Source organism: Bradyrhizobium betae (assembly GCF_004123905.1).
Lineage (GTDB): Bacteria > Pseudomonadota > Alphaproteobacteria > Rhizobiales > Xanthobacteraceae > Bradyrhizobium > Bradyrhizobium betae_A.
The window spans coordinates 372,616-396,214 of the sequence record NZ_MZXW01000035.1; the positions used below are offsets into that span (position 1 = coordinate 372,616).

The 23,599-nt window shown below is 64.4% G+C and carries 21 protein-coding genes and 1 pseudogene; 6 read left to right on the top strand and 16 right to left on the bottom strand.

Features of this window, described 5'->3' with window-relative positions; genetic code table 11:
• Window positions 1–9 precede the first annotated feature (9 nt).
• The 8 genes and pseudogenes from B5V03_RS26960 to B5V03_RS26995 all read right to left on the bottom strand — a co-directional run bounded on the left by B5V03_RS26960 (window position 10) and on the right by B5V03_RS26995 (window position 9,202).
• Window positions 10–1,236, bottom strand: a complete 1,227-nt coding sequence (locus B5V03_RS26960) for an NAD(P)/FAD-dependent oxidoreductase (RefSeq protein ID WP_129273605.1) — start codon at window positions 1,234–1,236, stop codon at window positions 10–12.
• Window positions 1,233–2,150 carry an SDR family NAD(P)-dependent oxidoreductase gene (locus B5V03_RS26965; RefSeq protein ID WP_129273383.1) on the bottom strand — a complete coding sequence of 306 codons (918 nt, stop codon included), beginning with the start codon at window positions 2,148–2,150 and terminating at the stop codon, window positions 1,233–1,235. The genes B5V03_RS26960 and B5V03_RS26965 overlap by 4 nt, the downstream gene beginning before the upstream one ends.
• A 105-nt stretch (window positions 2,151–2,255) precedes the next feature.
• Window positions 2,256–2,735: a MaoC family dehydratase gene (locus B5V03_RS26970; protein WP_129273384.1), complete on the bottom strand. Its 480-nt coding sequence runs from the start codon at window positions 2,733–2,735 to the stop codon at window positions 2,256–2,258.
• Window positions 2,736–4,454: an AMP-binding protein gene (locus B5V03_RS26975; RefSeq protein ID WP_129273385.1), complete on the bottom strand. Its 1,719-nt coding sequence runs from the start codon at window positions 4,452–4,454 to the stop codon at window positions 2,736–2,738.
• A pseudogene (mmsB, locus tag B5V03_RS26980) lies at window positions 4,454–5,350 on the bottom strand (3-hydroxyisobutyrate dehydrogenase); the annotation flags it as partial. The pseudogene mmsB and the gene B5V03_RS26975, both read right to left, overlap by 1 nt.
• A gap of 22 nt (window positions 5,351–5,372) precedes the next feature.
• Window positions 5,373–6,440 (bottom strand): enoyl-CoA hydratase/isomerase family protein, encoded by a 1,068-nt coding sequence (locus B5V03_RS26985; protein WP_129273387.1) that lies wholly within the window; start codon window positions 6,438–6,440, stop codon window positions 5,373–5,375.
• Complete coding sequence (locus B5V03_RS26990; RefSeq protein WP_129273388.1) at window positions 6,437–7,582, bottom strand: isobutyryl-CoA dehydrogenase; 1,146 nt, start codon at window positions 7,580–7,582, stop codon at window positions 6,437–6,439. The genes B5V03_RS26985 and B5V03_RS26990 overlap by 4 nt, the downstream gene beginning before the upstream one ends.
• A 123-nt stretch (window positions 7,583–7,705) precedes the next feature.
• Window positions 7,706–9,202, bottom strand: a complete 1,497-nt coding sequence (locus B5V03_RS26995; protein ID WP_129273389.1) for a CoA-acylating methylmalonate-semialdehyde dehydrogenase — start codon at window positions 9,200–9,202, stop codon at window positions 7,706–7,708.
• 100 nt (window positions 9,203–9,302) lie between these two features.
• Between B5V03_RS26995 and B5V03_RS27000 the strand changes: the two genes are divergently transcribed.
• Complete coding sequence (locus tag B5V03_RS27000; RefSeq protein WP_129273390.1) at window positions 9,303–10,211, top strand: LysR family transcriptional regulator; 909 nt, start codon at window positions 9,303–9,305, stop codon at window positions 10,209–10,211.
• Window positions 10,212–10,323: 112 nt separating this feature from the next.
• Here the strand turns inward: B5V03_RS27000 and B5V03_RS27005 are convergent, their stop codons facing one another.
• Window positions 10,324–10,944, bottom strand: coding sequence for a TetR/AcrR family transcriptional regulator (locus B5V03_RS27005; protein ID WP_129273391.1), 621 nt, complete (start codon window positions 10,942–10,944; stop codon window positions 10,324–10,326).
• 64 nt (window positions 10,945–11,008) lie between these two features.
• Window positions 11,009–11,542, bottom strand: coding sequence for a PaaI family thioesterase (locus B5V03_RS27010; RefSeq protein ID WP_129273392.1), 534 nt, complete (start codon window positions 11,540–11,542; stop codon window positions 11,009–11,011).
• A 153-nt stretch (window positions 11,543–11,695) separates the two neighbouring features.
• Here B5V03_RS27010 and B5V03_RS27015 point away from each other — a divergent pair, with 153 nt between their 5' ends.
• The 3 genes from B5V03_RS27015 (at window position 11,696) to B5V03_RS27030 (ending at window position 15,317) form a co-directional block, all read left to right on the top strand.
• The gene (locus B5V03_RS27015) at window positions 11,696–12,466 is read left to right on the top strand and encodes an enoyl-CoA hydratase (RefSeq protein WP_129273393.1); all 771 of its coding nucleotides are present in this window, start codon (window positions 11,696–11,698) and stop codon (window positions 12,464–12,466) included.
• 246 nt (window positions 12,467–12,712) lie between these two features.
• A complete protein-coding gene (locus B5V03_RS27025) occupies window positions 12,713–13,909 on the top strand; it encodes an acetyl-CoA C-acyltransferase (protein ID WP_129273394.1) in 1,197 nt (398 codons plus the stop codon).
• Between the two features lie 112 nt (window positions 13,910–14,021).
• Complete coding sequence (locus B5V03_RS27030) at window positions 14,022–15,317, top strand: MFS transporter (protein WP_129273395.1); 1,296 nt, start codon at window positions 14,022–14,024, stop codon at window positions 15,315–15,317.
• On the opposite strand, the gene B5V03_RS27035 is transcribed toward B5V03_RS27030, so the two are convergent.
• The 3 genes from B5V03_RS27035 to B5V03_RS27045 form a co-directional block, all read right to left on the bottom strand.
• Complete coding sequence (locus B5V03_RS27035; protein ID WP_129273396.1) at window positions 15,314–16,717, bottom strand: carbohydrate porin; 1,404 nt, start codon at window positions 16,715–16,717, stop codon at window positions 15,314–15,316. The two genes, B5V03_RS27030 and B5V03_RS27035, sit on opposite strands and share 4 nt — an antisense overlap.
• 22 nt (window positions 16,718–16,739) lie before the next feature.
• A complete protein-coding gene (locus B5V03_RS27040; RefSeq protein WP_129273397.1) occupies window positions 16,740–17,756 on the bottom strand; it encodes a transporter in 1,017 nt (338 codons plus the stop codon).
• Between the two features lie 108 nt (window positions 17,757–17,864).
• Window positions 17,865–18,647, bottom strand: a complete 783-nt coding sequence (locus tag B5V03_RS27045) for an acetoacetate decarboxylase (RefSeq protein ID WP_129273398.1) — start codon at window positions 18,645–18,647, stop codon at window positions 17,865–17,867.
• A 218-nt stretch (window positions 18,648–18,865) separates the two neighbouring features.
• Between B5V03_RS27045 and B5V03_RS27050 the strand changes: the two genes are divergently transcribed.
• On the top strand, window positions 18,866–20,041 hold the full coding sequence (locus tag B5V03_RS27050; protein WP_129273399.1) for a patatin-like phospholipase family protein: 1,176 nt from the start codon (window positions 18,866–18,868) through the stop codon (window positions 20,039–20,041).
• A gap of 226 nt (window positions 20,042–20,267) precedes the next feature.
• On the opposite strand, the gene B5V03_RS27055 is transcribed toward B5V03_RS27050, so the two are convergent.
• On the bottom strand, window positions 20,268–20,474 hold the full coding sequence (locus B5V03_RS27055) for a hypothetical protein (RefSeq protein WP_129273400.1): 207 nt from the start codon (window positions 20,472–20,474) through the stop codon (window positions 20,268–20,270).
• 547 nt (window positions 20,475–21,021) lie between these two features.
• Window positions 21,022–21,516, bottom strand: a complete 495-nt coding sequence (locus B5V03_RS27060) for a hypothetical protein (RefSeq protein WP_129273401.1) — start codon at window positions 21,514–21,516, stop codon at window positions 21,022–21,024.
• Between the two features lie 202 nt (window positions 21,517–21,718).
• Between B5V03_RS27060 and B5V03_RS27065 the strand changes: the two genes are divergently transcribed.
• A complete protein-coding gene (locus B5V03_RS27065; RefSeq protein WP_129273402.1) occupies window positions 21,719–23,194 on the top strand; it encodes an FAD-binding oxidoreductase in 1,476 nt (491 codons plus the stop codon).
• 27 nt (window positions 23,195–23,221) lie between these two features.
• Here B5V03_RS27065 and B5V03_RS27070 read toward each other — a convergent pair whose 3' ends face one another.
• Entirely contained in the window at window positions 23,222–23,572 is a 351-nt protein-coding gene (locus B5V03_RS27070) for a hypothetical protein (protein WP_349643402.1), read from the bottom strand.
• Window positions 23,573–23,599: the final 27 nt, after the last annotated feature.

Sequence of the window (23,599 nt, forward strand, 5' to 3'; positions counted from 1 at the left end):
GGGCAGTGATCAGCACGAAGATTGCGCAAGCCATCGCAGCACGCCCCTCCCCGCCGCCGCACCGGTGGCAAACGACGCCTGCAGCAGATAGCCGCCGGTCGGCGCCTCCCAGTCCAGCATCTCGCCGGCGGCGAACACGCCCGGCAATTTGCGCAGCATGAAGTGGTCGTCGAGCTCGTCGAAGGTCACCCCGCCCGCCGTCGAGATCGCGCGCTCGATCGGCGCGACGCCGGTGAGCTGAACCGGAATGGCGTTGATCAGCTTCGCAAGCTCCGCCGGCGAGAGCGCTGCCAGCGGCCGGCCGGACGCGATGGCGGCCTCCTGCATCAGGCCGACGCCGACCGGCGACAATTGCGCGGCCTTGCGCAAAAAGTTCGCCAGCGATTGCTTGCCGCGCGTCCCTGATAGCCGCGTGGTCAGCGCCGCGGCGTCGAGGTCGGGCCGCAACGCGATCGTCAGCCGCGCCTGCCCGAGACCCAGCACCGCCTCGCGCAGCTCCGCCGACAGCGCATAGATCGCGCCGCCCTCGATGCCGCTCCGCGTGATCATGGCTTCGCCGCGCACCGTGTGTGCGCCGATCGTCAGCGCCACGCCCTTGAGCGGCTGGCCCTCGAAACGATCGCGGAACACGTCGGACCATGCGAGCGTGAAGCCGGAATTGGCCGGTCGCAGCTTTGAAACGGCGATGCGCTTCTCTGCGAGGATATCGACCCAACCTCCGTCCGAGCCGAGCCGCGGCCAGCTTGCGCCGCCGAGCGCAAGCATGGCGGCGTCGGCATTAACAATGGAGGGACCATTGGGTGTTTGAAACAGCAGCCGTCCCTCCTCGTCCCACCCGGTCCAGCGATGCCGAAAGGCAAAACGGACGCCGGCAGAGTCGAGCCGCCGCAGCCAGGCGCGCAGCAATGGCGACGCCTTGAACGTCTTTGGAAACACCCGCCCGCTGCTGCCGACGAAGGTCAGCTGCCCAAGGCCTAAGCTCCAGTCGCGCAGCGCATCGGGCGGAAACGCCTCGATCGCAGCGCGCAGATGCGGCATAGCCTCGCGGTAGCGGGCGAGGAAATCCGGCAGCGGCTCGCTGTGGGTGAGATTGAGTCCACCGCGGCCGGCCATCAGGAATTTGCGGCCCGCGGACGGCGTGGCGTCGTAGACGGTGACGCCGGCGCCGCCCTGCGCCAGCACCTCCGCCGCCATCAGCCCGGCGGGACCGGCCCCGATGACGGCGACGTCAGTCAGAGCTTGATCCCCGCCCGCGCCGCGGCCTGCGCCACGTATTTCTGCGTCTGCTCGAATGCACCCGTCAGCGCCTTGGCCTTCGACATATCGCTGATCTCGGCGAAATGCGCGGCGACTGCGTCCGGCGTCCATTCGGACTCCGGCAGGTTGATGCCCTCGCTCTCCAGAATCTTGATCACGGCGAAGGAGCCGGCGCCCGCCCCCATGATGGTGCGGGTCGGCGCGTCCTCGCTGAGCATATATTCGACCGCGGGCGTGATCGCGTTCGGCTTCATCAGTTGCAACGCCTGCGGCGGCAGCAGCTCTTCGGTCATGCGGGTCGCAGCGGTCGGCGAGATGATGTTGACGCGGATGTTGGTCTTGCGGCCTTCCTCGGCGAGCACGTTCATCAACCCGACCATGCCGGACTTGGCCGCGCCGTAATTGGCCTGGCCGAAATTGCCGTAGAGGCCGGAGGACGACGTCGTCAGCACGATGCGGCCGTAATTGCGGTCGCGCATGCCGGCCCACGCCGCCTTGCAGCAATAGAAGGTGCCGACGAGGTGTACGTCGAGCACCTTCTGGAAATCGGCGGCTTCCATCTTGCCGAACGATTTGTCGCGCAGGATGCCGGCATTGGCGCACATCAGGTCGACGCTACCCCACTCCTTGGTGGCGCGCTCGACCATGGCGATGACCTGCTCGAAATTCGACACGTCGGCGCCGTCGGCCATCGCGGTGCCGCCGGCCTTGCGGATCTCCTCGACCACCGCTTCGGCGGGCGAGAGCGAGCCGCCGCTGCCGTCACGTGCGCCGCCGAAATCGTTGACGACGACCTTGGCGCCGCGGCTGGCGAGGCCCAGCGCATGCGCCTTGCCGAGACCGTTACCCGCGCCGGTGACGATGGCGACGCGTCCGTCGAACCTGATTGCCATGGGTGTGCTTCCTGTTGGATCGTCATGGCCGGGCTTGCCCCGGCCATCCATCAAAATCGACAGGCTTTTGAGCAGCGATGGGTGGCCGGGTCAAGCCCGGCATAGTCACGCGAAATAGATCAGGCCCAGCCACTCCGCGACCAGCGCCGGCTTATCCTCGCCCTCGATCTCCACGGTGACGCTGGTGCGGGACTGCAATTCATTCGGCTTGCGGAGCTTGGCTTCCGCCAAGACAAAACGGCCGCGGACGCGCTTGCCCGAGCGCACCGGGGAGATGAAGCGCAGCTTGTCGAAACCGTAATTGACGCCCATCGTGGTGCCGGCGATGACAGGCATCACCTCATAGGACATGATCGAGAGCAGCGACATCGTGAGAAAACCGTGCGCGATGGTGGTGCCGAAGGCGGTTTCCTTCTTCGCGCGTTCCGGGTCGACGTGGATGAACTGGTGATCCTCGATCACATCGGCATAGGTGTCGATGCGCGGCTGATCAATCAGATGCCACGACGATACGCCGATCTCCTTGCCGACCATGGCCTGATAGGCATCGAGGGAAATCGGCGGCTTCTTCCAGATTTCGTTCACTTAGGTCTCACTCCGTGTTTTCGGCAGCTCCGGAAAATCCTCCTCGCGGAATTCCCGGCCGCGCAGCGGATCGTTGCGATCATCGTCGCGTTCGAGCCGTCGTAGCTGCACGCGGCGGATTTTTCCAGAGATCGTCTTCGGCAGCTCGGTGACGATTTCGAGCCGGCGGATGCGCTTGAATGGCGCAAGCCGCGTGTGCAGATGCTTGAAGATCGACAGCGCCGTCTCCGGCGAACGTTCCGCGCCCGAAATCAGCAGCACGAAAGCTTTGGGGATCGCCAGCCGGATCGGATCGGGGCTCGGCACCACCGCGGCTTCGGCCACCAGCTCATGCTCGAGCAGCACGCTCTCCAGCTCGAACGGGCTGATGCGGTAATCGGAAGATTTGAAGACGTCGTCGGAGCGGCCGACGAAGGTGAGATAGCCGTCCTCGTCTTCGAACACGACATCGCCGCTGCGATAGAGATCGCCTTCGGCACCGGAAAGCTCGCCGTCGTCACCCTGATAGCCCTGCATCAGGCCGGCCGGACGGTTATCGCCCAGCACCAGCGTCACCTCGCCCTCTTTCGCCGGTTGGCCATCGGCATCGCTGACCTGCACGCGATAGCCCGGCAGCGGCCGGCCCATCGAGCCGACCTTGATCTTTTGGCCCGGCGAGTTGCCGGCAAGCGCCGTCGTTTCGGTCTGGCCGTAGCCGTCGCGGATGGTGAGGCGCCAGGCGGCCTGCACCTGGTCGATCACTTCAGGATTGAGCGGCTCACCAGCGCCGCAGACTTCGCGCAACGCGACCTTGAAGGACGCAAGGTTCTCCTGGATGAACAGCCGCCACACCGTCGGCGGCGCGCACAGCGTGGTGACGCCGCAGCGGCCGATGGTGGCAAGCAGCGCCTTGGCATCGAAGCGTGGCTGATTGACCACGAACACGGTCGCGCCCGCATTCCACGGCGCGAAGAAACAGCTCCAGGCGTGCTTGGCCCAGCCGGGCGAGGAAATGTTGAGGTGGACGTCGCCGGGCTTCAGCCCGATCCAGTACATGGTGGAGAGATGTCCGACCGGATAGCTGCGCTGGCTATGCAGAACAAGCTTTGGCTTTGCAGTCGTGCCCGAGGTGAAATAGAGCAGCATCGGATCGTCGGCGTTGGTCGGGCCGTCCGGCGTAAAACTCTCGGGCGCTTTCGCCGCCTCGTCGTAAGCGAGCCAGCCATCGGAGGCCGCACCGACCACAATGCGCACGATATTCTCGGCACCAAGGCTCGCGAATTTCGCGACCTGGTCTTGCGCCGCCATCACCGCCTTCGCCTTGCCGCGATCGAGCCGGTCGCGCAGTTCGTCGGCGGTGAGCAGAGTGGTCGCGGGGATCACGACAACGCCGAGCTTCATCGCCGCCAGCATCGTCTCCCACAGCGGAACCACATTGCCGAGCAGCAGCAGGAGATGATCGCCGCGCTTCAGGCCCTGCGCGCGGAGGAAGTTGGCGACCTGGTTCGAGCGTTTAGAAAGCGCAGCGAAGGAGAGCTTTGTCTGCTTGTCCTGCGCGGCGTCGACAATCCAGAGCGCGGGGCGGTCCTTGCTGTCCGCATTCGTCGCCAGCTCGGCGTCGAACCAGTCGAGCGCCCAGTTGAAGGGAACCGGATCGGGCCAGCGGAAGTCCTTGACCGCTGTCTCGTAATCCGTGCGGCTGTGCAGCAGAAACGCGCGCGCTTCCTGAAATGTGGTCATCAAGCTTTCCCGGCCAGCCCCCTAACGTGCTTGATAATTCCGGAAAAATCCACCCCGCCCTGGCCGGCTGCGTCGAACGCCTGATAAATCTCCTGCGCGTGCTGACCGAGCGGCGTCGCCGCGCCAGCCGCCTTGGCGGCGTCCTGCGCCAGCGTCAGGTCCTTCACCATCAGCGCCGAGGCAAAGCCCGGCTTGTAATCGTTGTTCGCCGGCGAGGTCGGCACCGGGCCCGGAACCGGGCAATAGGTCGTCAGCGACCAGCACTGGCCCGACGAGGTCGAGGCGACGTCGAACAACGCCTGATGCGAGAGGCCGAGCTTCTCAGCCAACGCAAACGCCTCGCTCACCGCGATCATGGAAATGCCGAGGATCATGTTGTTGCAGATTTTTGCCGCCTGCCCCGCGCCGGCGCCGCCGCAATGCACGATCTTCTTGCCCATCCTCTCCAGCACGGGCTTTGCCGCCGCGAATGCGTTCTCCTCACCGCCGCACATGAAGGTGAGCGTTGCGCCCTTGGCGCCGCCGGTGCCACCGGAGACCGGTGCGTCGACCGAGAGGACGCCGTTCTTGGCAGCGAGCGCATGCGCCTGCCGCGCGCTTTCGACGTCGATGGTGGAACTGTCGATGATCAGCGTGCCCTTGGTCATGGCGGGAACGACCTCGTTCCAGACGCCGAGCACATGCTTGCCTGCGGGGAGCATAGTGACGACGATATCAGCGCCCTTCACCGCACCCGACGCGCTGTCGGCGATGCCGGCGCCGTCAGCCTTCGCCTGCGCGCGCGAGGCCTCGACGAGGTCGAACGCGACGACCTTGTGGCCGGCCTTGACAAGGTTGGCCGCCATCGGGCCGCCCATGTTGCCGAGACCGATGAATGCGATCGTGGCCATCTTCGTTTCCTCCGCTAGATTGACGTTATTAGTTGAACTTCAGCTCGTCGGCGCCGATCTCGGCGAGATACGGCGCAAGCATCTCTTGCGTCACATCCTCGATCCGCGGCGGCGAAAAGATCGGATTGCGGTCCTTGTCGATCACGGCCGCGCGGACACCCTCGCGGAAATCGTCGCTGCGGAAGACCTCCAGCGCGGCGCGATATTCACGCACGAGGCATTCTTCCAGGCTCGACGCTGTGCGCGCAAGCCGCAGCAGTTTCAGCGTCACCACCATGCCGCGGGGCGATTTTTCATTGAGCGTCTTCATCGTCGCCAGCGCGAAGTCGGAGCCGTCGCGCTTGAGCGCAGCGAAAATGTCTTCCATGCGGTCGAAGCCGAACAATGCGTCGATAACGGGCTCTTTGGCGGCGACCGGCCCCGCCGCCTCGCCGGTCGCAAAGCCATTGATGAGCTTGGTGACGTCGGCCGCGGTCACGCCCTGACGAACCCTCGTCAGCGCCTCGCGCAGCTCCGGCCATTTGGCCGCAGGCACCACGGCATCGGCAAACTTTGCATGGATCGCGTCCGGACCGTTCATGGTCTGCCCAGTCAAACCAAAGTAGGTGCCGATCTCGCCGGGCGAGCGCGACAGCAGCCAGGTGCCGCCAACATCGGGGAAGAAGCCCAGCCCGACCTCCGGCATTGCGAGCTTGGTGCGGTCGGTGACGATGCGATGGCTGGCGTGGCCTGACAGCCCGACGCCGCCGCCCATCACGAGGCCGTCCATGAATGCGACATACGGCTTCGGATATTTCGCGATCCGCGCATTCATGACGTATTCCTGGCGCCAGAACCGCGCGCCGAGATCGCCGCCTTCGCGCGAGCTGTCCCAGAGGCTGCGGATATCGCCGCCGGCGCAGAGGCCGCGTTCGCCCGCACCTTCCAAGATCATCAGCGCGACCTCGGCATCGGTCTCGAACTGATCGAGCGCCGCGTCGATGCCGATCGACATCTCCAGCGTCATGGCGTTGATCGCCTTGGGACGGTTGAGCCGGATCACGCCCGCCGCGCCTTCGCGGCGAACGATGAGATCGCCCTCTTCCACTGAACTCATCGCGCGCCCTCGATCAATTTGCGGGCCACGATCAGCCGCATGATTTCGTTGGTGCCTTCGAGGATCTGGTGCACGCGCAAATCGCGGACGATCTTCTCGATGCCGTATTCGCTGAGGTAGCCATAGCCGCCGTGCAGCTGGAGCGCGTGGTTGGCGACCTCGAAGCCGACATCGGTGCCGAAGCGTTTTGCCATCGCGCACAGCATGGTGGCATCCGCGTCTTTCCGATCGAGCGCGGCAGCGGCGCGCCACAAAAAGGTGCGCGCGGCCTCGAGCTCGATGGCCATGTCGGCGAGCTTGAACTGCAGCGCCTGGAATTCGTCAAGACGTTTTCCAAAGGCCTTGCGTTCCTTCATGTAGGCGCGCGCCTTGTCGAGTGCAGTTTGGGCGCCACCAAGAGAACAGGCCGTGATGTTGAGGCGGCCGCCGTCGAGCCCGGCCATCGCAATCTTGAAGCCTGTGCCCTCTTCGCTCAACCGATTGGCCACGGGCACGCGGGCATTCTCGAAAATGACAGCGCGGGTCGGCTGCGCGTTCCAGCCCATCTTGCGCTCATTGGCGCCAAAGGAGACGCCCGGGGTCTTGCCGTCGATCACGAGTGTCGAGATGCCGCCGGGACCATCGCCGCCGGTGCGCACCATCACGACCAACACATCAGTGCCGCCGGCGCCGGAGATGAATTGTTTCTGGCCGTTCAGCACATAATGGTCGCCGTCGGGCACCGCGCGCGTGCGCAGCGCCGCTGCATCCGAACCTGCGCCCGGCTCGGTCAGGCAGTAGCTCGCGATCAACTCCATGGTGCAGAGCTTTGGCAGCCATGTGTGGCGCTGGGTGTCGCTGCCGTAGGCATCGATCATCCAGCTCGCCATGTTGTGGATGGAGATGAAGGCCGATGTGGTCGGGCAGCCCGTCGCCAGCGCTTCAAAAATCAGCGCCGCGTCGAACCGCGTCATGGCGGAGCCGCCGACATCCTCGCGGATATAGATACCGCCCATGCCGAGGGTTGCCGCCTCGCGCATCACATCGACCGGGAAATGCTTCTCCTCGTCCCAGCGCAACGCGTGCGGCGCGATCTTTTCCGCCGCAAACGCCAACGCCATGTCGCGAACCGCGATCTGATCCTCGTTCAGAGCGAACTGCATGCTGCCGCGTACCCTTTCACTCCGTCGTCATTGCGAGCGCAGCGAAGCAATCCAGTATCCCTCCGCAGAGATAGTCTGGATTGCTTCGTCGCAAGAGCTCCTCGCAATGACGACTGAGGGAGTTTACTTCATCAGCGGGATCGAGAACTCCGCACCTTCCTTGACGCCGGACGGCCAGCGCGAGGTCACCGTCTTGGTCTTGGTGTAGAAGCGGACCGAGTCCGGGCCGTGCTGGTTGAGATCGCCGAAGCCGGACTTCTTCCAGCCGCCGAAAGTGTAATAGGCGATCGGCACCGGGATCGGCACGTTGATGCCGACCATGCCGACGTTGACCTTGGCCGCGAAGTCGCGCGCGGCGTCGCCGTCGCGGGTGAAGATGGCAACGCCGTTGCCGTAATCGTGCTCGGACGGCAGGGCGAGTGCTTCCTTGTAGTCATGCGCGCGCACGACCGAGAGCACCGGGCCAAAGATCTCTTCCTTATAGATCCGCATGTCCTTGGTGACGTTGTCGAACAGCGAACCGCCGAGATAGAAGCCGTTCTCGTAGCCCTGCATCTTGAAGCCGCGGCCGTCGACGGCGAGCGTCGCGCCTTCCTTGATGCCGATATCGATGTAACCCTTGACCTTCTCGACCGCCTCGCGCGTCACCAGCGGACCGTAATCGGCCGACGGATCGATCGAGGTGCCGATCTTGAGCGACTCGACGCGCGGGATCAGCTTTTCCATCAACCGGTCGGCGGTGGACTTGCCAACGGGAACCGCGACCGAGACGGCCATGCAGCGCTCGCCGGCCGAGCCGTAGCCGGCGCCGATCAGCGCATCGACGGCCTGGTCCATGTCGGCGTCCGGCATGATGATGGCGTGGTTCTTGGCGCCGCCAAAGCACTGGCAGCGCTTGCCCGTCTGGGCCGCGCGCTCATAGATGTACTGCGCGATCGGGGTGGAGCCGACGAAGCCGACGGCCTTGACGTCGGGATCGTCGAGGATGGCGTCGACCGCTTCCTTGTCGCCGTTGACGACGTTGAGGATGCCGGCTGGCAGGCCCGCCTCGATCATCAGTTCGGCGAGCATCATCGGCACGCCCGGATCACGCTCGGAGGGCTTGAGGATGAAGGCGTTGCCGCAGGCGATCGCGGGCGCGAATTTCCACATCGGGATCATCGCCGGGAAATTGAACGGCGTGATGCCGGCAACGACGCCGAGCGCCTGGCGCATGGAATAGATGTCGATGCCGGGGCCGGCGCCTTCGGTGTATTCGCCCTTCATCAGATGCGGGATGCCGCAGGCAAATTCCGCAACCTCGAGGCCGCGCTGGATATCGCCCTTGGCGTCGGGAACGGTCTTGCCGTGCTCGCGGGCAAGCATCTCGGCGAGCTTGTCGTAGTCGCGCTGCACCAGCTCGACGAATTTCATCATCACGCGAGCGCGGCGCTGCGGGTTGGTCGCAGCCCACTCGGGCTGTGCTGCGCGCGCGTTCTCGACGGCGGCGCGAACCTCGGCCTTGGACGCCAGCGCGACCTTGGCCTGGACGTCGCCGGTCATCGGCTCGAAAACGTCGGCGGTGCGGCCCGAGGTACCCTTGACCTCCTTGCCACCGATGAAATGTCCGACTGCGCGCATGGCAAACTCCTTAGGTCCCGGTCTGATCGCTTTGACAAATCCTATCGACCTGCATTTTATAGGATTCAAGTCTGAGATAATGCACCATAGATGTGCGAAAATGCTGGATCAAGGCGCTATCGATTGGGACGACTTTCGTTTCGTGCTGGCCATCGTGCGGGGCGGCTCGGTTTCGGCTGCGGCAAAGCAACTCGGCGTCGATCATGCCACCGTGATCCGCCGCGTGGACCGGCTGGAAAAGCACCTTTCCGCGAAGCTGTTTGACCGGCGCAAGACCGGCTATCTCCTCACCGAGGCCGGCCAGCGCGTCGCCGACAGCGCGGAAGCCATGGAATCGACCATCGTCGCCAACCAGGAGCAGGTCGGCGGCTCGGTGGCGCGGCTGACCGGAACGGTCAGGATCGGCGCGCCCGACGGGTTCGGCACCGCATTCCTGGCGCCGCGGCTGGCGCCGTTCGCGGACCGCTATCCCGATCTCGATCTGCAACTTGTAGCGACAGCGCGGCTGTTCAGTCTCTCCAAGCGCGAGGCCGACATCGCGATCAGCCTGACCATGCCGAAGGAAGGCCGCATCGTCGGCCGCAAGCTTCTGGACTATCGCCTCGGGCTCTATGCGGCCCCTGGCTATCTCGACCGCCATCCGAAGATCACCTCGCGCGAAATGCTGCCGCAGCACCGCTTCGTCGGTTACATCGAGGAGCTCTTGTTCACGCCGGAGCTCGACTATCTGCCGCAGGTCTCGCCGCGGATTTCGGCGCGCTTCCGCAGTGCCAATCTGATCGCCCAGCTCAACGCCACATTGTCAGGCTTCGGCATCGCCGTGCTGCCGCACTTCATGGCGGCCGACTATCCACAGCTCGTCGCGGTGTTGCCCGAAGAGATCTCGATCACGCGGACGTTCTGGATGCTGATGCACGCCGACAGCAAGGATCTCGCGCGGATCAGGGCTGTGGCGGATTACATCGGCGAGATCGTGGAGCGCGATCGGGCGCTGTTTGCGGGGAAGTAAACGATGGTCCCGTAGGGTGGGCAAAGCGAAGCGTGCCCACCATGTCAGCCGCGCATGGAGAGATGGTGGGCACGGCGCAAGGGCGCCTTTGCCCACGCTACGGCACCGCGGCCTAATTCTGCTTCGCTTTCTTCGCCGCGGTCACCTTCGGCTCCCGCTTCGCGCCCTCCAGCGCGGAGTCCTTGCCCGCCTTCAGCACCTCGTCCGACAACTCGCTCGACCCCGCAATGCGCGCGAGCAACATGGTGCCGGCCATGGTCGCCAGCGTCGCGATCGCCTGCTTGCGCGCGGCCTTGCGCGGCAGGTTCGGGATGTAGTCCGTCATCATCTCGACCATCTCGTCGAGCTTGCCGGCAAAGGCTTTTCGCGTTTTCGGGCTCTCGCGGGCGATCTCGGCGCCGAGCGCAGGGATCGAGCAGCCATGGCCGGGATTGTCGCGATGGAGCGCCGAGAGATAGGTCTCGACCATCTGGGTGAGCTGCTTCTCGGGTGCGACCTGATGCGACTGTTTGCGCCAGTTCTCCATCGCGCGGTCCATGGCATAGCCAAAGGCCTCGATCACCAGCGCCTCGCGGGAATCGAAATGCGCGTAGAAGCCGCCATGGGTCAGGCCCGCCTCCTTCATGAGGTCGGCGACGCCGATGCCGTGAGCGCCCTTTTCGCGCAGCCGCACCGAGGCCTTCTTGACGATGCGGTCGTGGGTTTCCTGCTTGTGTTCCCGGGAATAGCGCATACGGATCTCATTGAATGTCGGAGATCATCTCATAACACAGAAATGGACCGGACAGCGTATTAATTCACGCTAAGTTGTTGCCGATCATGGAAAAGGTTGCAGTTGCATGGACCGCGAGCGCGCCCTTGCCGTCGCGGACAAATCCCTCGGTGTAGCTGGTCTGGCGCCCCAGCTTGATGATTTTACCTTCCGCCGAGATCAGCCCGGAACGGACCGACAGCGGGCGCAGAAAGGTCATCTTCAAATCGAGCGTGACGGACGACTGCCCGGCCTCCAGCCGCGTCGAAATCGCGCAGCCCATAGCGGTGTCGATCAGCGCCGCGGCGGTCGCGCCATGCAGGAGGCCGATAGTATTTTCGAGGTCCTCACGCGGCTCCAGCTCCATCACGATCCGGCCCGGCTCGACCACCGCCATGGTGAAGCCGATCAGCTTTGCGAAGGGCGGCGGCGGCAAGCGGCCGTCGCGGATGCCGAGCATGGCGTCTATGCCGGAGAGCCCCATCGCGACTTTCGCGACCTGCGCCGGCACCTGCCAGTCCACGACGCGCTCACGGCGCTGCGCGGGCGAAAACAGGTCGAGTTGAGCGATGTCAGTCATCAGGCGCCTCTTTGTATGATTAATATCATACTATGCTGCGGACTTCCCGCTGGCAACTCAGGCGCCACCCGCTTGACAAGCGGGACGTTTCGGCCCGGAAGTGATCGCGACCGGTGCGCCTCGCGCCTGTCCACGAAACTCCGAGATCCCGCGATGGAAATGCTCAACAACCACTGTGGCGTCACGCGCGATGCGCGCGGCGTCGTCCATGTCGCGATCTGCAACGCCGGCTCGCTGAATATTCTGGGCTCGCCCGTCACCGACGCGGTGCGCGAAGGCTTGCAGCAGCTTTCCTCCGACCGCAGCATCCGCGTCGTGGTGCTGCGCGGCCAGAGCGAGAAGAGCATGATCGGCGGCGCCGACATCAAGGAGATGGCGAAGCTCGACCAGACATCGGCCGAAGCCTTCATCAGCCGCCTGCGCGATCTCTGCGAAGCCGTGCGCCAGTTCCCCGCTCCCGTGATCGCGCGCATGCCCGGCTGGTGTCTCGGCGGCGGGCTCGAGGTCGCAGCCGCCTGCGACTTCCGGATCGCCGCGCATGATGCGCATTTCGGCATGCCCGAGGTCCGCGTCGGCATCCCCTCGGTGATCCATGCAGCACTTTTGCCGCGCCTGATCGGCTGGGCCCGCGCGCGCTGGCTGGTGATGACGGCGGAAAACATCGACGCACCGACGGCGCTGGCCTGGGGACTGGTCGACAAGGTAGCCGCGCCAGGTGGGCTCGATGCCGAGGTCGAGCACGTCGTGAAAGCGCTGCTCGAATGCGGCCCCGAGGCGCTGCGGTCGCAGAAGGCGCTGCTCCGGCAATGGGAGGAATTGCCGCTGACGGAGTCGGTCAATCTGAGCGTGAAGGTGTTCGGCGAGTCGTTCCTGACGGACGAGCCGACGCGGCTGATGCAGGCGTTTGTAAACAGGAAGCGGTAAGGGCTCCAAAGACGGTGTCATGCTCCGCGAAAGCGGGGCATCCAGTACGCCGCGGCCCCTCCGTATTCCCGCACGGCCTCTGGAATACTGGATCACCCGCTTTCGCGGGTGATGACAGCTGAGGGGACGCTCACACGAGCAAATCTCATGCGAACCGCAGATTTTCTCATCCCCGGCGCGGTTGCATTTTTTGCACCGCATCATATGATGAGCGTAATCTTACCCATCATCACAGGGAGTTTTGTCATGGCCGAAGCCGCCGATCCCGTCGTCATCGTCTCCGCCGCCCGCACCCCGCTTGGCCGTTTCATGGGCGAGCTGTCGCCGCTGCCCGCGCACAAGCTCGGCTCGCATGTGATCGGTGCGGTGCTGGAGCGCGCAAAACTCGCGCCCGAGAAAGTCGACGAGGTCTTCATGGGCTGCGTGCTACCGGCCGGTCAGGGCCAGGCACCGGCGCGCCAGGCTGCCCGCGCGGCCGGCCTGCCCGATGCCACCGGCGCGACTACGGTCAACAAGGTCTGCGGCTCCGGCATGAAGGCGACCATGCTGGCGCACGACATCATCCGCGCCGGCTCGGCCGACATCGTCGTCTCCGGCGGCATGGAGAGCATGAGCAACGCGCCCTACCTGCTCGCCAAGGCCCGCGGCGGCTACCGCGCCGGCCACGACCGCATCATTGACCACATGATGATGGACGGCCTCGAGGACGCCTACGAGAGCGGCCGCTCGATGGGCGATTTCGGCGAGGCCACGGCCGAAGCCTACCAGTTCACCCGCAAGGACCAGGACGCCTACGCCATGGAAACGCTGAGCCGCGCGCGCAAGGCGGTCGAGAGCGGCGCGTTCAAGGCCGAGATTGTGCCGATCACGCTGAGCGAGAAGGCCGGCCCGCGCATCGTTGCCAATGACGAGCATCCGCTGAAGGTCGATCCCGCCAAGATCCCCGGCCTGAAGCCGGCATTCCGCGCCAACGGCACCATCACGCCCGCCGCCTCCTCCGCCAATGCCGACGGCGCCGCCGCGCTGGTGCTGACGAAACGCTCGCTCGCCGATCGCAATGGGCTACCAGCGATCGCCGAGATCAAGGGCCACGCCACCCACAGCCAGGAGCCGCAATGGTTCACCACGGCGCCGATCCCGGCGATCCGCAAGCTGCTGGACAAGGTCGGCTGGAGCGCCGGCGACGTCGACCTGTTCGAGATCAACGAGGCCTTCGCCGTGGTGGCAATGGCGGCGCAGCGCGATCTCGGCATCGCCAGAGAGAAGCTCAACATCAATGGCGGCGCCTGCGCGCTCGGCCATCCCATCGGCGCCACCGGCGCGCGGCTGATCGTGACGCTGCTGCACGCGCTCGAGGCCAACAATCTCAAGCGCGGCGTTGCGGCGCTCTGTATCGGCGGCGGTGAAGCCACGGCGATCGCGGTGGAGCGTTTCACGCACTGACGACCAAAGTCCGTAAACGAGGGAAGTCTGTCATTTCAGACTTCCCACTTCCATGCCAGACTGGAACAATGACGCCGGTCTCCCTGAGACCGCCAACCAAGATTGAGGGGCAATGATCTCGAACTGGCTCGCGGCAGCGCTCGGCCGCCGCAATATCCACTATGGCTGGGTGATGGTCGGCGTGACTTTCCTTGCCGCGCTGATCAGCGCCGGCACGGTCGGCGCGCCCGGCGTGTTCATCGTTCCGCTTCAGAAGGAGTTCGGCTGGAGCACGGCGGAGATTTCGTCGGCGCTCTCGATCCGCTTCATCCTGTTCGGCTTGATGGCGCCGTTTGCGGCCGCCCTGCTCAACCGCTACGGCCTGCGTAACGTGACGCTGTTAGCCCAGCTCATCGTGGTGTCGGCGCTGGTGGCCTCGCTCGGCATGACCCAGGTCTGGCAACTCGTGGCGCTTTGGGGCGTGGTGATCGGTATCGGCACCGGCATGACTGCGCTCGTGCTCGGCGCCACCATCGCGACGCGCTGGTTCGCGGCGCGGCGCGGCCTCGTCGTCGGCATCCTGACCGCGAGCGTCGCCACCGGCCAGCTCGTGTTCCTGCCGCTGCTCGCAAGCCTGACCGAACGCTACGGCTGGCGGCTTGCGCTCGGCTTCGTCTGCATCGCGCTTGGCGTTTCCGCCCTCGCCGTCCTCCTCGTGATGCGCGACCGGCCGAGCGACGTCGGCTTACGCCCGTTCGGCGACGAGGGCACCGAGCCCCTGCCCGTGCCGCCGGTGAACCACGGCTCGATCACGGCCGTGGCACTTGGCACGCTGCGCGATGCCTCGAAGTCGAGTGCGTTCTGGATCCTGTTTGCGACCTTCTTCGTCTGCGGCGCCTCGACCAACGGCCTCGTCCAGGTCCACCTGATTCCGATGTGCCTCGATTTCGGCATCCCGCAGGTGCAGGCCGCCAGCCTGCTCGCTGCGATGGGCATCTTCGACTTCTTCGGCACCATCATGTCGGGCTGGCTGTCGGACCGCTACGACAACCGTTACCTCCTGTTCTGGTACTACGGCCTGCGCGGGCTCTCGCTGATCTTCCTGCCCTTCAGCGATTTCTCGTTCTATGGGCTCTCGATCTTCGCGATGTTCTACGGGCTCGACTGGATCGCGACGGTGCCGCCGACGGTACGTCTCACCGCGCGGAAGTTCGGACCCGAGCGCGCCAATCTGGTGTTCGGCTGGATCTTTGCCGGCCACCAGCTCGGCGCCGGTACCGCCGCGTTCGGCGCCGGTTTCTCGCGGACGGTCTATCAGAGTTACCTGCCCGCCTTCTTCATCGCCGGCGCGCTCTGCGTGTTCGCCTCACTGATCGTGCTGGCGCTGTCCCGGCAGCCGAAGCCGCAAGCGAAACCTGCGATGGCCTAGTACCTGATCGTGGTGGTGACGCCGAACACTGCGGCGTCACCGATCCGCGCCACGCCGCTCGGATCGTTCGGGTTCGGGATGCCGCCCGAGGGACGAAACACGTACTGGAAGTAAGGCGCGATCAGCCAACCCGGCTTGATGTGCGCCTCGTAGATCATCTCGATCAGGGTCTCGTTGCTGCGCACCGGGCTCTGCACACCGGTGAAGGTCTGCGTATCGATATCGAGATTGCGCGCGGTGTTCGATATCCGCATATAGGCCGCCGCCACGCCGAAGCGGTCGATCGGACGGCCGGGGACGAAGCCGACGAAACCGACGCCGCCGTCGAGATAGAGATCGATCAGATTGCGGTCCGGCGGGCTGTAGGCGATACGGCCGAACGCGGTGACGCCGGGGACCGAGGCTGACGTGGTGTTGTCCTTGACCTCCGGCGGCCGGTACAGCACCTGCTCGATCACGGCGAAGATGCCGTAATTGCCGCGGAGCTTTGCCGGAATGCCGCTGCCGTCGGGATCGGCGATCGACTGGCCCTGCACCGTAAAGCGCTGGCTGTCGAACGAGCCGTAGTGCTTCCAGGCGCCCGGCGTGAAATTGCCGGCGAGCGGGCGACCGCCGATATCGATGTCGTAATCGAACCTGACCTGCCCGATCACCCACGGCGGATCGTTGACGCGAAACGCGAGTCCGTGATGGTCGCGCAATTGCGGATCGGCATCGCCAGGCCCGGACGGATCGCCGTTGAAGACAGCGCCGAAGATGGTGATCTTGTCGGTCAGCGCCGCCTTGATGCGAATGCCGGGCACCGCAATCGGTGGCGCCGGGCCGCCGGCCGGAAGGTTGGAAGCCTTGATCGCGGGCCAGCCGAAGGTGCCGTTGATGAAGAGGTCGTCGGTCTCGCTGTCGAAGAACTCGACGTCGGCGGCCTGCTGGCCGGCCCTGATGTTCAGCCTTCCGTCGAAGAAGCTCTGCTCGAAATAGGCGTTATAGAGCCGCTGGTCCGGCAGCGCCTCGATCTCGCTGATGGTCGCGAGATTCATCACGTAGTTGCGGGAGAGCCCCTGGCCGTAGATCACGAATGCATTGGCGTAGAAGCGGCCGCCGGTCCAGCCGACCAGCTTGTCCAGATCGGCATCGACCGACAGATCGAGCCGGCCGAAATGGATGGCGCCGCGCTTCACGCCGCCGGAGACGTTGCCGATGTTGTCGGCGATATAGGTGGCGCCGAAATTCAGGCCCTTGTTGGCGAGGCCGTCATGCCATTCGTTGAACCATTTCGGTGCCAGCCATGCGGCCGCGCTCTCGTCCTTGGCGCCGGCGAACGCGCTGGTGCTCGTCACCGCGGAGGCCAGCGCAATCGCGGCCGTCCATCGCAACAGAGAACTATGGGCAGTCCCGATCACGGCTGATATCCGCTGGCATACTCTATTTGAATATGCCCGTGCGCCGCATAAAGAGATAGGCCCCAGCGATCGACGAGGCCATCAGCACCGCCGCCCAGAGAAATCCGCTCTCGACGTCGGTCAGCGGCAGCCCCTTGGTGTTCATGCCGAAGATGCCGGTGATCAGCGTCGGCGGCAGCAAGAGCGAGGTCACGACGGAGAGCGTGTGGAGGTGCCGGTTGCTCTCCTCCTCGTTCTTGAAGCGCAGTTCCTCCTCGAGCAGCCGGCTGCGCTCGCGTAGTTCGACGATGTCGTGGTCGAGGCCATCCAGCCGTTGCGCCAGCTTGCCGGCCTGAATGCGCAGCGCCGGCGATAGATGATCGGTGTTCTTCTGATCGAGCCGGTGGAACAGCACGCGCAGGCCGGTAAGCTGGCGATGCAGCCTGACGCAGGTGCGGCGGAGACGGCCGAGATCGCGGCGCATCTCGGGTTTGACATCGTCGGCCAGGATCCGCTCCTCGATGCCATCGATCTCCTGACCGAGCTTGTCGGCCATCCGATCGAGCGTGTCGGCGACCTCGTCGACGATCTTCTCCAAGAGATGGGCGACGTTGTCGACGCGGTAGCCGCCTTCGAGCACCCGGCGCGTCGCATCCGCCGAGCACAGCGCCTGATGACGGCCGCTGACCAGAAGGCGCTCGGTCATGGCGAAGCGCAGGAATGCCGTGTCCTCCGTCGCGCTGCCGATGTCGCGCACGAGGTCGGAGAACACGCCGTAGACGCAATGGTCGATGACATGGAGCTGCTGGAACGTGTCGTTCGAGAGCAGCAATTCGCGCGCGAGCGGCGGCAGGTGTGAGGCTGCGATCCACGGCCGCGCCCGCGCATCGGTCAGGTTGAAATGCAGCCAGAGCCGGCCGTCATGGCTGAACTCGATCGGCTGGTCGATCGCGAGCGCCTCGGCGCTGCCGTCGCTGTGCAGGCGGAACGCCCACACCAAGCCCGGAATGGCAGGTTCGGTGTTCGATATCGCGCTGGCAAGCTTTGCCGGCTCAGCCATGGCCAACCCCAACCGTCAACAGATGCCCCGTCTCCGGAAGATGGCTGACGGCATCCTCCGGAGCACGGGTACTCAATTACGGCATTGTTACAGTTTGATGATGGCGCCCTATTCCGCGGCCAGCCCCGTTGCGGCGGCCGCCTCGGCTTCCCTGACATAGTCGTGCACGACACGGCCGAACGGCAACGTCAGGTCGGCGATATAGTGATGCGCGCCGAGACAGCGGCGGACCGGGAAATCGGCCACCGGCGCATTGACATGCGGCACCAGATGCAGCCGGCCCGGGCCGATCCAGGAGCCCTTCGGCACGATGTCGATCAGGTTGATCGCGACCAGCTGGCAGATCTCGAGCCGGCCGTCGACACCCGGGATCATCTTCAGATTGATCTGCGTCTTCGACAGCGTGGCGCGGGTGAGATCGCCGTTGCCGGCCATGCTCTCATGCTTGTAGCCCATCGTGCCCATGGCGACGAGCTGGCCGGCATATTCCAAGGTGCCCGTCAGCGTATCCTTGACGATCTCGAGTTTTGGATGGGCATACTTCTTGGGAAAGCCCCAGATCTCGCGGCCGGCGGCGATCGGCGGATCATCGTCCAGGTACATCTGCGAGACGAAATTGACCTCCTCGCCGTTGAGGCGCGCGGGGATGACGAGGCCGGATTCGGTGTAGCTGCCGAAGCCGGAGGAATCCGGCATCTTGATCCATTCGTAATGCACGATCGGCTGGTCGATCGGCTCCAGCGGCTCAGGCAGGCCGGCGCGGATAAGGTCCGCATCGGTCTCGTAGGTGATGACGAGGAATTCGCGGTTGACGAAGCGGTAGGGCCCGGCCGGATAGCTTGGCCCTGCGGCCGGCATGGACGGAAGTCTCAGCAAATCTTCCCTGCGCATCGCTGGTCTCCTGTGTGATGTCTGTGACGCTCGCTTCCGGCCTGATGTAAATTGCTAGCCGCTGTCATTGACTGCGATGTGAAGGATTTCCGTCAGCGGCACGACCGGCTGCCATTCCCGGCGCGGTTGAGGTGCATGCAAAGGATGCATCGACGCCAACATTGTCATCACGCCGTCACCGCGCGACGCAATCGTTTGGGAAGGCAGGAGGCATCGCCATGGACGCCCGGACGTCGCAACCGACCCATCAGACCCATCAGCCCCCGTCCAAAGGCTGGCGTCCCGAGCGCTGCGACCGCGTCGCGCTGGTGCTGCAAGGCGGCGGCGCGCTCGGCGCCTACCAGGCCGGCGTCTACCAGGCGCTGCACGAAGCCGGCATCGAGCCCGACTGGGTCTGCGGTGTCTCGATCGGTGCAATCAATTCGGCCATCATCGCCGGCAACAAGCCGGAGAAGCGGCTGGAGGCGCTGCGCATCTTCTGGGAGCGCATCACCAACCGCAAGATCTGGCACTACACGCCCGACGGCGACATCTTCCGTCAGTGGCGCAATCTCACCAGCGCCTGGATGACGTCAGCGATGGGCCAGCCCGGCTTCTTCACCCCGCATCAGGTCAATCCCTGGCTCAGCCCGGTCGGCGCACGCACTGCGACCAGCTATTACGACACGATGCCGCTGAAGGAGAGCCTGCTCGAGCTCTGCGACTTCGATCTCATCAACGAGAAGAAGGTCCGCTTCGCGGTCGGCGCGGTCAACGTGCTCTCCGGCAACTTCATCTATTTCGACAACGCCCATGACGAGATCGAGCCGGAGCACATCATGGCCTCCGGCGCCCTCCCCCCGGCGCTGCCGATGGTGCGGATCGGCACCGATCATTTCTGGGACGGCGGCATCGTCTCCAACACGCCGCTGCAGCATCTGCTCGACCAGGAGGACGCGCTCAATTCGCTGGTGTTCCAGGTCGACCTGTTCAGCGCGCGCGGCGTGCTGCCGCGCTCGATGCAGGACGTGATGGCCCGCCACAAGGACATCATGTATTCCTCGCGCACCCGCCACAACACCGACGTCTATCGCCGCACCCACAATCTCAAGGTCCTGCTCTACAAGGCGTTGGCGAAGGTCCCGGACGAACAACTGTCCGATGAGGATCGCAGCCTCAAGGCGAGCCTGCGCAACATGCCGGAGATCGCGATCCTGCACCTGATCTACCAGCAGAAGGCCTATGAGGGCGACGCCAAGGACCACGAGTTCTCGGGCACCTCGATGCGCGAGCACTGGACCTCCGGCTACGAGGACACCAAGCGCACGCTGAAGCGCCGCGACTGGATCAAGATGCCGGACGAAGGCATGGGGCTGGTGGTGCATGATGTGCACCGGGAGACGGAGAGCGCGTAGAAAAACGCGCTCACAGTTCACTCAAAACAAAAATGCGAAAACAACCCCATGCACAGTAGCCGGAGCGTGGACGATCAATGACTTTCGATTTGCCGAAATAAAACTTGACCCGTCGGGCAAAACAGGGGCATGATGGCATGATCGTTCCCCGAACGTTTTGACCTTTCGACGACGTGAAGCAGAGCCTCGGCGGGTTGGTCTCGATACCCATAGGCTCGCTGACGCATCACGATTGCCTGCGGTAACTCATCGGTTGTGAGCTGGTGAGTTGCCCCCGCATTTCGTCGACATCGATGATACCGTCGAACCGAACCTGCATTCCATTGAGGTTGACTTGCATGATCACCTTGTCGCCGGACATGGAGAAGTTTGCCGGGACAGTCTGGCCATTCTCGCTCAATCCGTAGCCGCCGGGCGTCTTCACAACCGTCATCACGCCCCCCGACGGGTTGACCCACGCCCCGACAAACGGGTCTTTCGGGATTGGAGGCGGCTGCGGCGGAGGTACCGGATCGGGGATCGTGCCGTATCCATGACAAGAATTGCAGTTCAACTTTCCTCTCCCACCGCAAGGACCGCAGATGGGAAAGTCGAGGAAACCGCCTGGCTTCGGAATGGGTTTGCCTTGGCCTTTGCCGTTGCACGCAAAACAAGTGATCTTGCCGGCACCGAAACACGAGGGACAGATCATCGCTCGCCTCTCAATAAACCTTGGGTTGTCAACCCTATTGGTGCATTCGGACGGCAGCAAGAAGGAACCGCAAGAGCACAATCACAAACGAGAGACCCGTCGAACCTCTTCGGCTTGACCCTTGTCCGTTGCGCAATTGCGCACGGGGGGCCGGATGACTCCACAGGCTCGTCATTGCGAGCGCGGCGAAGCAATCCAGACGATCTACGCGGAGGGATTTCTGGATTGCTTCGTCGCAAGAGCTCCTCGCAATGACGGTTGAGCGCTACGGCCCGACGAGGAGGCCAGGCTACTTCGCCTCCTTGTTCAATTCGATCGCCACCTCCGACATCCAGGATCCTGGCGCTTCCATCAGGAACGACTGATGACTACCCTTGGTCTGGATCGTCACCAGCGCCGCCACGGTCTGTCCCTCGATCCGCGCTTCGATCAGGCCGTCCTTGTTGGTGCCATAGACCTTGCCGCCCTGCCGGTATTCGCTCTCGAACCAGTTGCCCGAAAGCTCCGTCCCGTTTTGATCGATGTTGGCTGACAGAATCATCTTGTACGCGTCGCTCGCGCAGCGCAGGTCGAGGCTCACGGAACGTCCGGGCTTGGTGATGTTGTAGGCCACCTTGCAACGGACCTTCTCACGCGGGCCGTCCGACGGCTTCATCGAGCCGGTGCCCGACCATGTGCCGCCGAGACTTTCGAACACCGGCTCGGCGCGCACCGGGGTGATGTCTACGAGTAGCAGGCAGGCAGCGCCTGCGCCGAGACATGCCACCCAAGAGTTCAATCGCATTCCATCCATCCTGATTCTTAAATTCCTGTCGCCTCCTAGGCCGAGACAGCCGCAACATGTTGGCGAAGACGTTGCCGGATGTTGCGGTAAATTGTCCTGGTGTTGCCGATATTGCCGTTAGACTCCCCGTCCCAAACGTGGACAATGCGGCCCAAGCGCTTCGCGCGCGCAGTGCACATCAAGATGCGCCAGGGGAAACAAAATGCCGGCTGCCTTCCCGTCGTCCGTACCCACCATCCCGACCGCGCCTTTGACCGCCCGGATACGCGATGCATTGCGTGCGATCGTTGGCGAGAAAGGCCTGATCGAGGACGAGCACGGCATGCAGCCGTACGTGACGGATTGGCGGGGCCTGCTGGTTGGCGGTGCCGGCGCCGTCGTTCGCCCTGGCAGCACTGAGGAGGTCTCCAAGGTCGTGCGGCTTTGCCATCAGCACGGCGTCGCGATCGTGCCACAGGGCGGCAACACCGGGCTGATGGGTGGCGCCACACCCTGGCCTGCGCACACCGGCATCTTGTTGTCGCTGGGCCGGATGAACCGCGTGTTCGACGTCGATCCCGTCGGCTACGCGATGACGGTCGAGGCCGGCTGCGTTTTGCAGACGCTTCAGGAGACAGCAAGCCAGCACGACAGGTTCCTGCCCCTCAGCCTTGGCGCCCAGGGCTCGTGCATGATCGGCGGCAATCTCTCGACCAATGCCGGCGGCGTGCAGGTGCTGCGCTATGGCAATGCGCGCAATCTCGTGCTGGGGCTCGAGGTCGTCTTGCCCAACGGCGACGTCTGGGACGGATTGCGTGCGCTGAAGAAGGACAACACCGGCTACGACTTAAAACACCTCTTCATGGGCGCGGAAGGCACGCTCGGCATCATCACCAAGGCCGTCCTCAAGCTGTGGCCGGCACCCAAGGACATCTGCACGGCGTGGCTGGCAGTCCGCGATCCCAGTGCGGCGCTGGAGATCCTGTCCGAAGCGCATGCAGCCTCTGAAGACAATGTCGGCTCCTGCGAGCTGATGAGCCGCAGCGCCATCGACATGATCTTGCGCCACATTCCCGGCGTCCAGGATCCGTTGAGGGCGGACACGCCATGGTACCTGCTGCTCGAATGGTCGTCCGCGCGCGCTCGCCGGGACGGCACCGAGGGCATGTCGGAGAAGATGGAGCAATTCCTCGCCGATCAGCTCGAGGCCGGTCGCGTGCTCGATGCGGCGATCGGACAATCGGTCGGTCAATCGCGCAACATGTGGCGCATCCGCGAGGGTGCCGCCGCGGCGTCGCGGGCCGAAGGACCGGGGCTCAGCTATGACGTGTCGGTGGCGATCTCCAAGATTCCTGACTTCATCGACAAGGGGCTCAAGGCCGTGCTCGATATTCTCCCGAGCATTCGTCCCTATCCGCTCGGACACATCGGCGACGGCAATCTGCATTTCTCGTTCATGGGGCCTGTTGGGATGGATCAGCAGACGCTGAACCAATACACGGCCGCCATCACGCGCGCCGTGAACGATCTTGTCACCTCGATGGGCGGCTCGATCTCGGCGGAGCACGGCATCGGCATCGACAAGCTCGACGAGCTCAGCCACTACCGCTCGAAGACCGAGCTCGACATCATGCGCACCATCAAGCGCGCGCTCGATCCGCAGAATATCATGAATCCGGGGAAGGTGCTGCGGGTGTGATGGAGACCGAGCACCCTCCCCGTCGTCTCAGCCGCGCGGGTTGACGATGGTGTAGCCTCGCAGCGAACGCGCGTGCATGCGGGTGGCGTGACCGCCCGAATTGGCGTCATAGGCCATCCACATGTCGCCGCCGAGGTGCTGCTCCAGAACGAAGACGTGCCCGCGGCGCGCCGCAACCATTCCTGGCGCCGGCGACGTCCGCGGGAAACGGAGCCAGTTGGCCGCGAGATTCAACTCCGGCACGACATGACCGAACACGCGCAGGGCCGCGCCGCAGCCGCAGAAGGACGAGGGACAACCGGCCGGACGGCCGCCGACGACGCGATCACCGGAGACGCTGATTGTCGTCGCGGTATTACCTGCGTCGGTCACCGTCATTTGCGTTGCGCGATAGGCTTGCAATGA

Bases quoted from the DNA above. Each gene is read 5' to 3' on its own strand.
- B5V03_RS26965 (WP_129273383.1), bottom strand. From the start codon at position 2,150: ATGGCAATCAGGTTCGACGGACGCGTCGCCATCGTCACCGGCGCGGGT.
- B5V03_RS26975 (WP_129273385.1), bottom strand. From the start codon at position 4,454: ATGACCACATTTCAGGAAGCGCGCGCGTTTCTGCTGCACAGCCGCACG.
- B5V03_RS26985 (WP_129273387.1), bottom strand. From the start codon at position 6,440: ATGAGTTCAGTGGAAGAGGGCGATCTCATCGTTCGCCGCGAAGGCGCG.
- B5V03_RS26990 (WP_129273388.1), bottom strand. From the start codon at position 7,582: ATGCAGTTCGCTCTGAACGAGGATCAGATCGCGGTTCGCGACATGGCG.
- B5V03_RS26995 (WP_129273389.1), bottom strand. From the start codon at position 9,202: ATGCGCGCAGTCGGACATTTCATCGGTGGCAAGGAGGTCAAGGGTACC.
- B5V03_RS27000 (WP_129273390.1), top strand. From the start codon at position 9,303: ATGCTGGATCAAGGCGCTATCGATTGGGACGACTTTCGTTTCGTGCTG.
- B5V03_RS27005 (WP_129273391.1), bottom strand. From the start codon at position 10,944: ATGCGCTATTCCCGGGAACACAAGCAGGAAACCCACGACCGCATCGTC.
- B5V03_RS27010 (WP_129273392.1), bottom strand. From the start codon at position 11,542: ATGACTGACATCGCTCAACTCGACCTGTTTTCGCCCGCGCAGCGCCGT.
- B5V03_RS27015 (WP_129273393.1), top strand. From the start codon at position 11,696: ATGGAAATGCTCAACAACCACTGTGGCGTCACGCGCGATGCGCGCGGC.
- B5V03_RS27025 (WP_129273394.1), top strand. From the start codon at position 12,713: ATGGCCGAAGCCGCCGATCCCGTCGTCATCGTCTCCGCCGCCCGCACC.
- B5V03_RS27030 (WP_129273395.1), top strand. From the start codon at position 14,022: ATGATCTCGAACTGGCTCGCGGCAGCGCTCGGCCGCCGCAATATCCAC.
- B5V03_RS27040 (WP_129273397.1), bottom strand. From the start codon at position 17,756: ATGGCTGAGCCGGCAAAGCTTGCCAGCGCGATATCGAACACCGAACCT.
- B5V03_RS27045 (WP_129273398.1), bottom strand. From the start codon at position 18,647: ATGCGCAGGGAAGATTTGCTGAGACTTCCGTCCATGCCGGCCGCAGGG.
- B5V03_RS27050 (WP_129273399.1), top strand. From the start codon at position 18,866: ATGGACGCCCGGACGTCGCAACCGACCCATCAGACCCATCAGCCCCCG.
- B5V03_RS27055 (WP_129273400.1), bottom strand. From the start codon at position 20,474: ATGACGGTTGTGAAGACGCCCGGCGGCTACGGATTGAGCGAGAATGGC.
- B5V03_RS27060 (WP_129273401.1), bottom strand. From the start codon at position 21,516: ATGCGATTGAACTCTTGGGTGGCATGTCTCGGCGCAGGCGCTGCCTGC.
- B5V03_RS27065 (WP_129273402.1), top strand. From the start codon at position 21,719: ATGCCGGCTGCCTTCCCGTCGTCCGTACCCACCATCCCGACCGCGCCT.
- B5V03_RS27070 (WP_349643402.1), bottom strand. From the start codon at position 23,572: ATGACGGTGACCGACGCAGGTAATACCGCGACGACAATCAGCGTCTCC.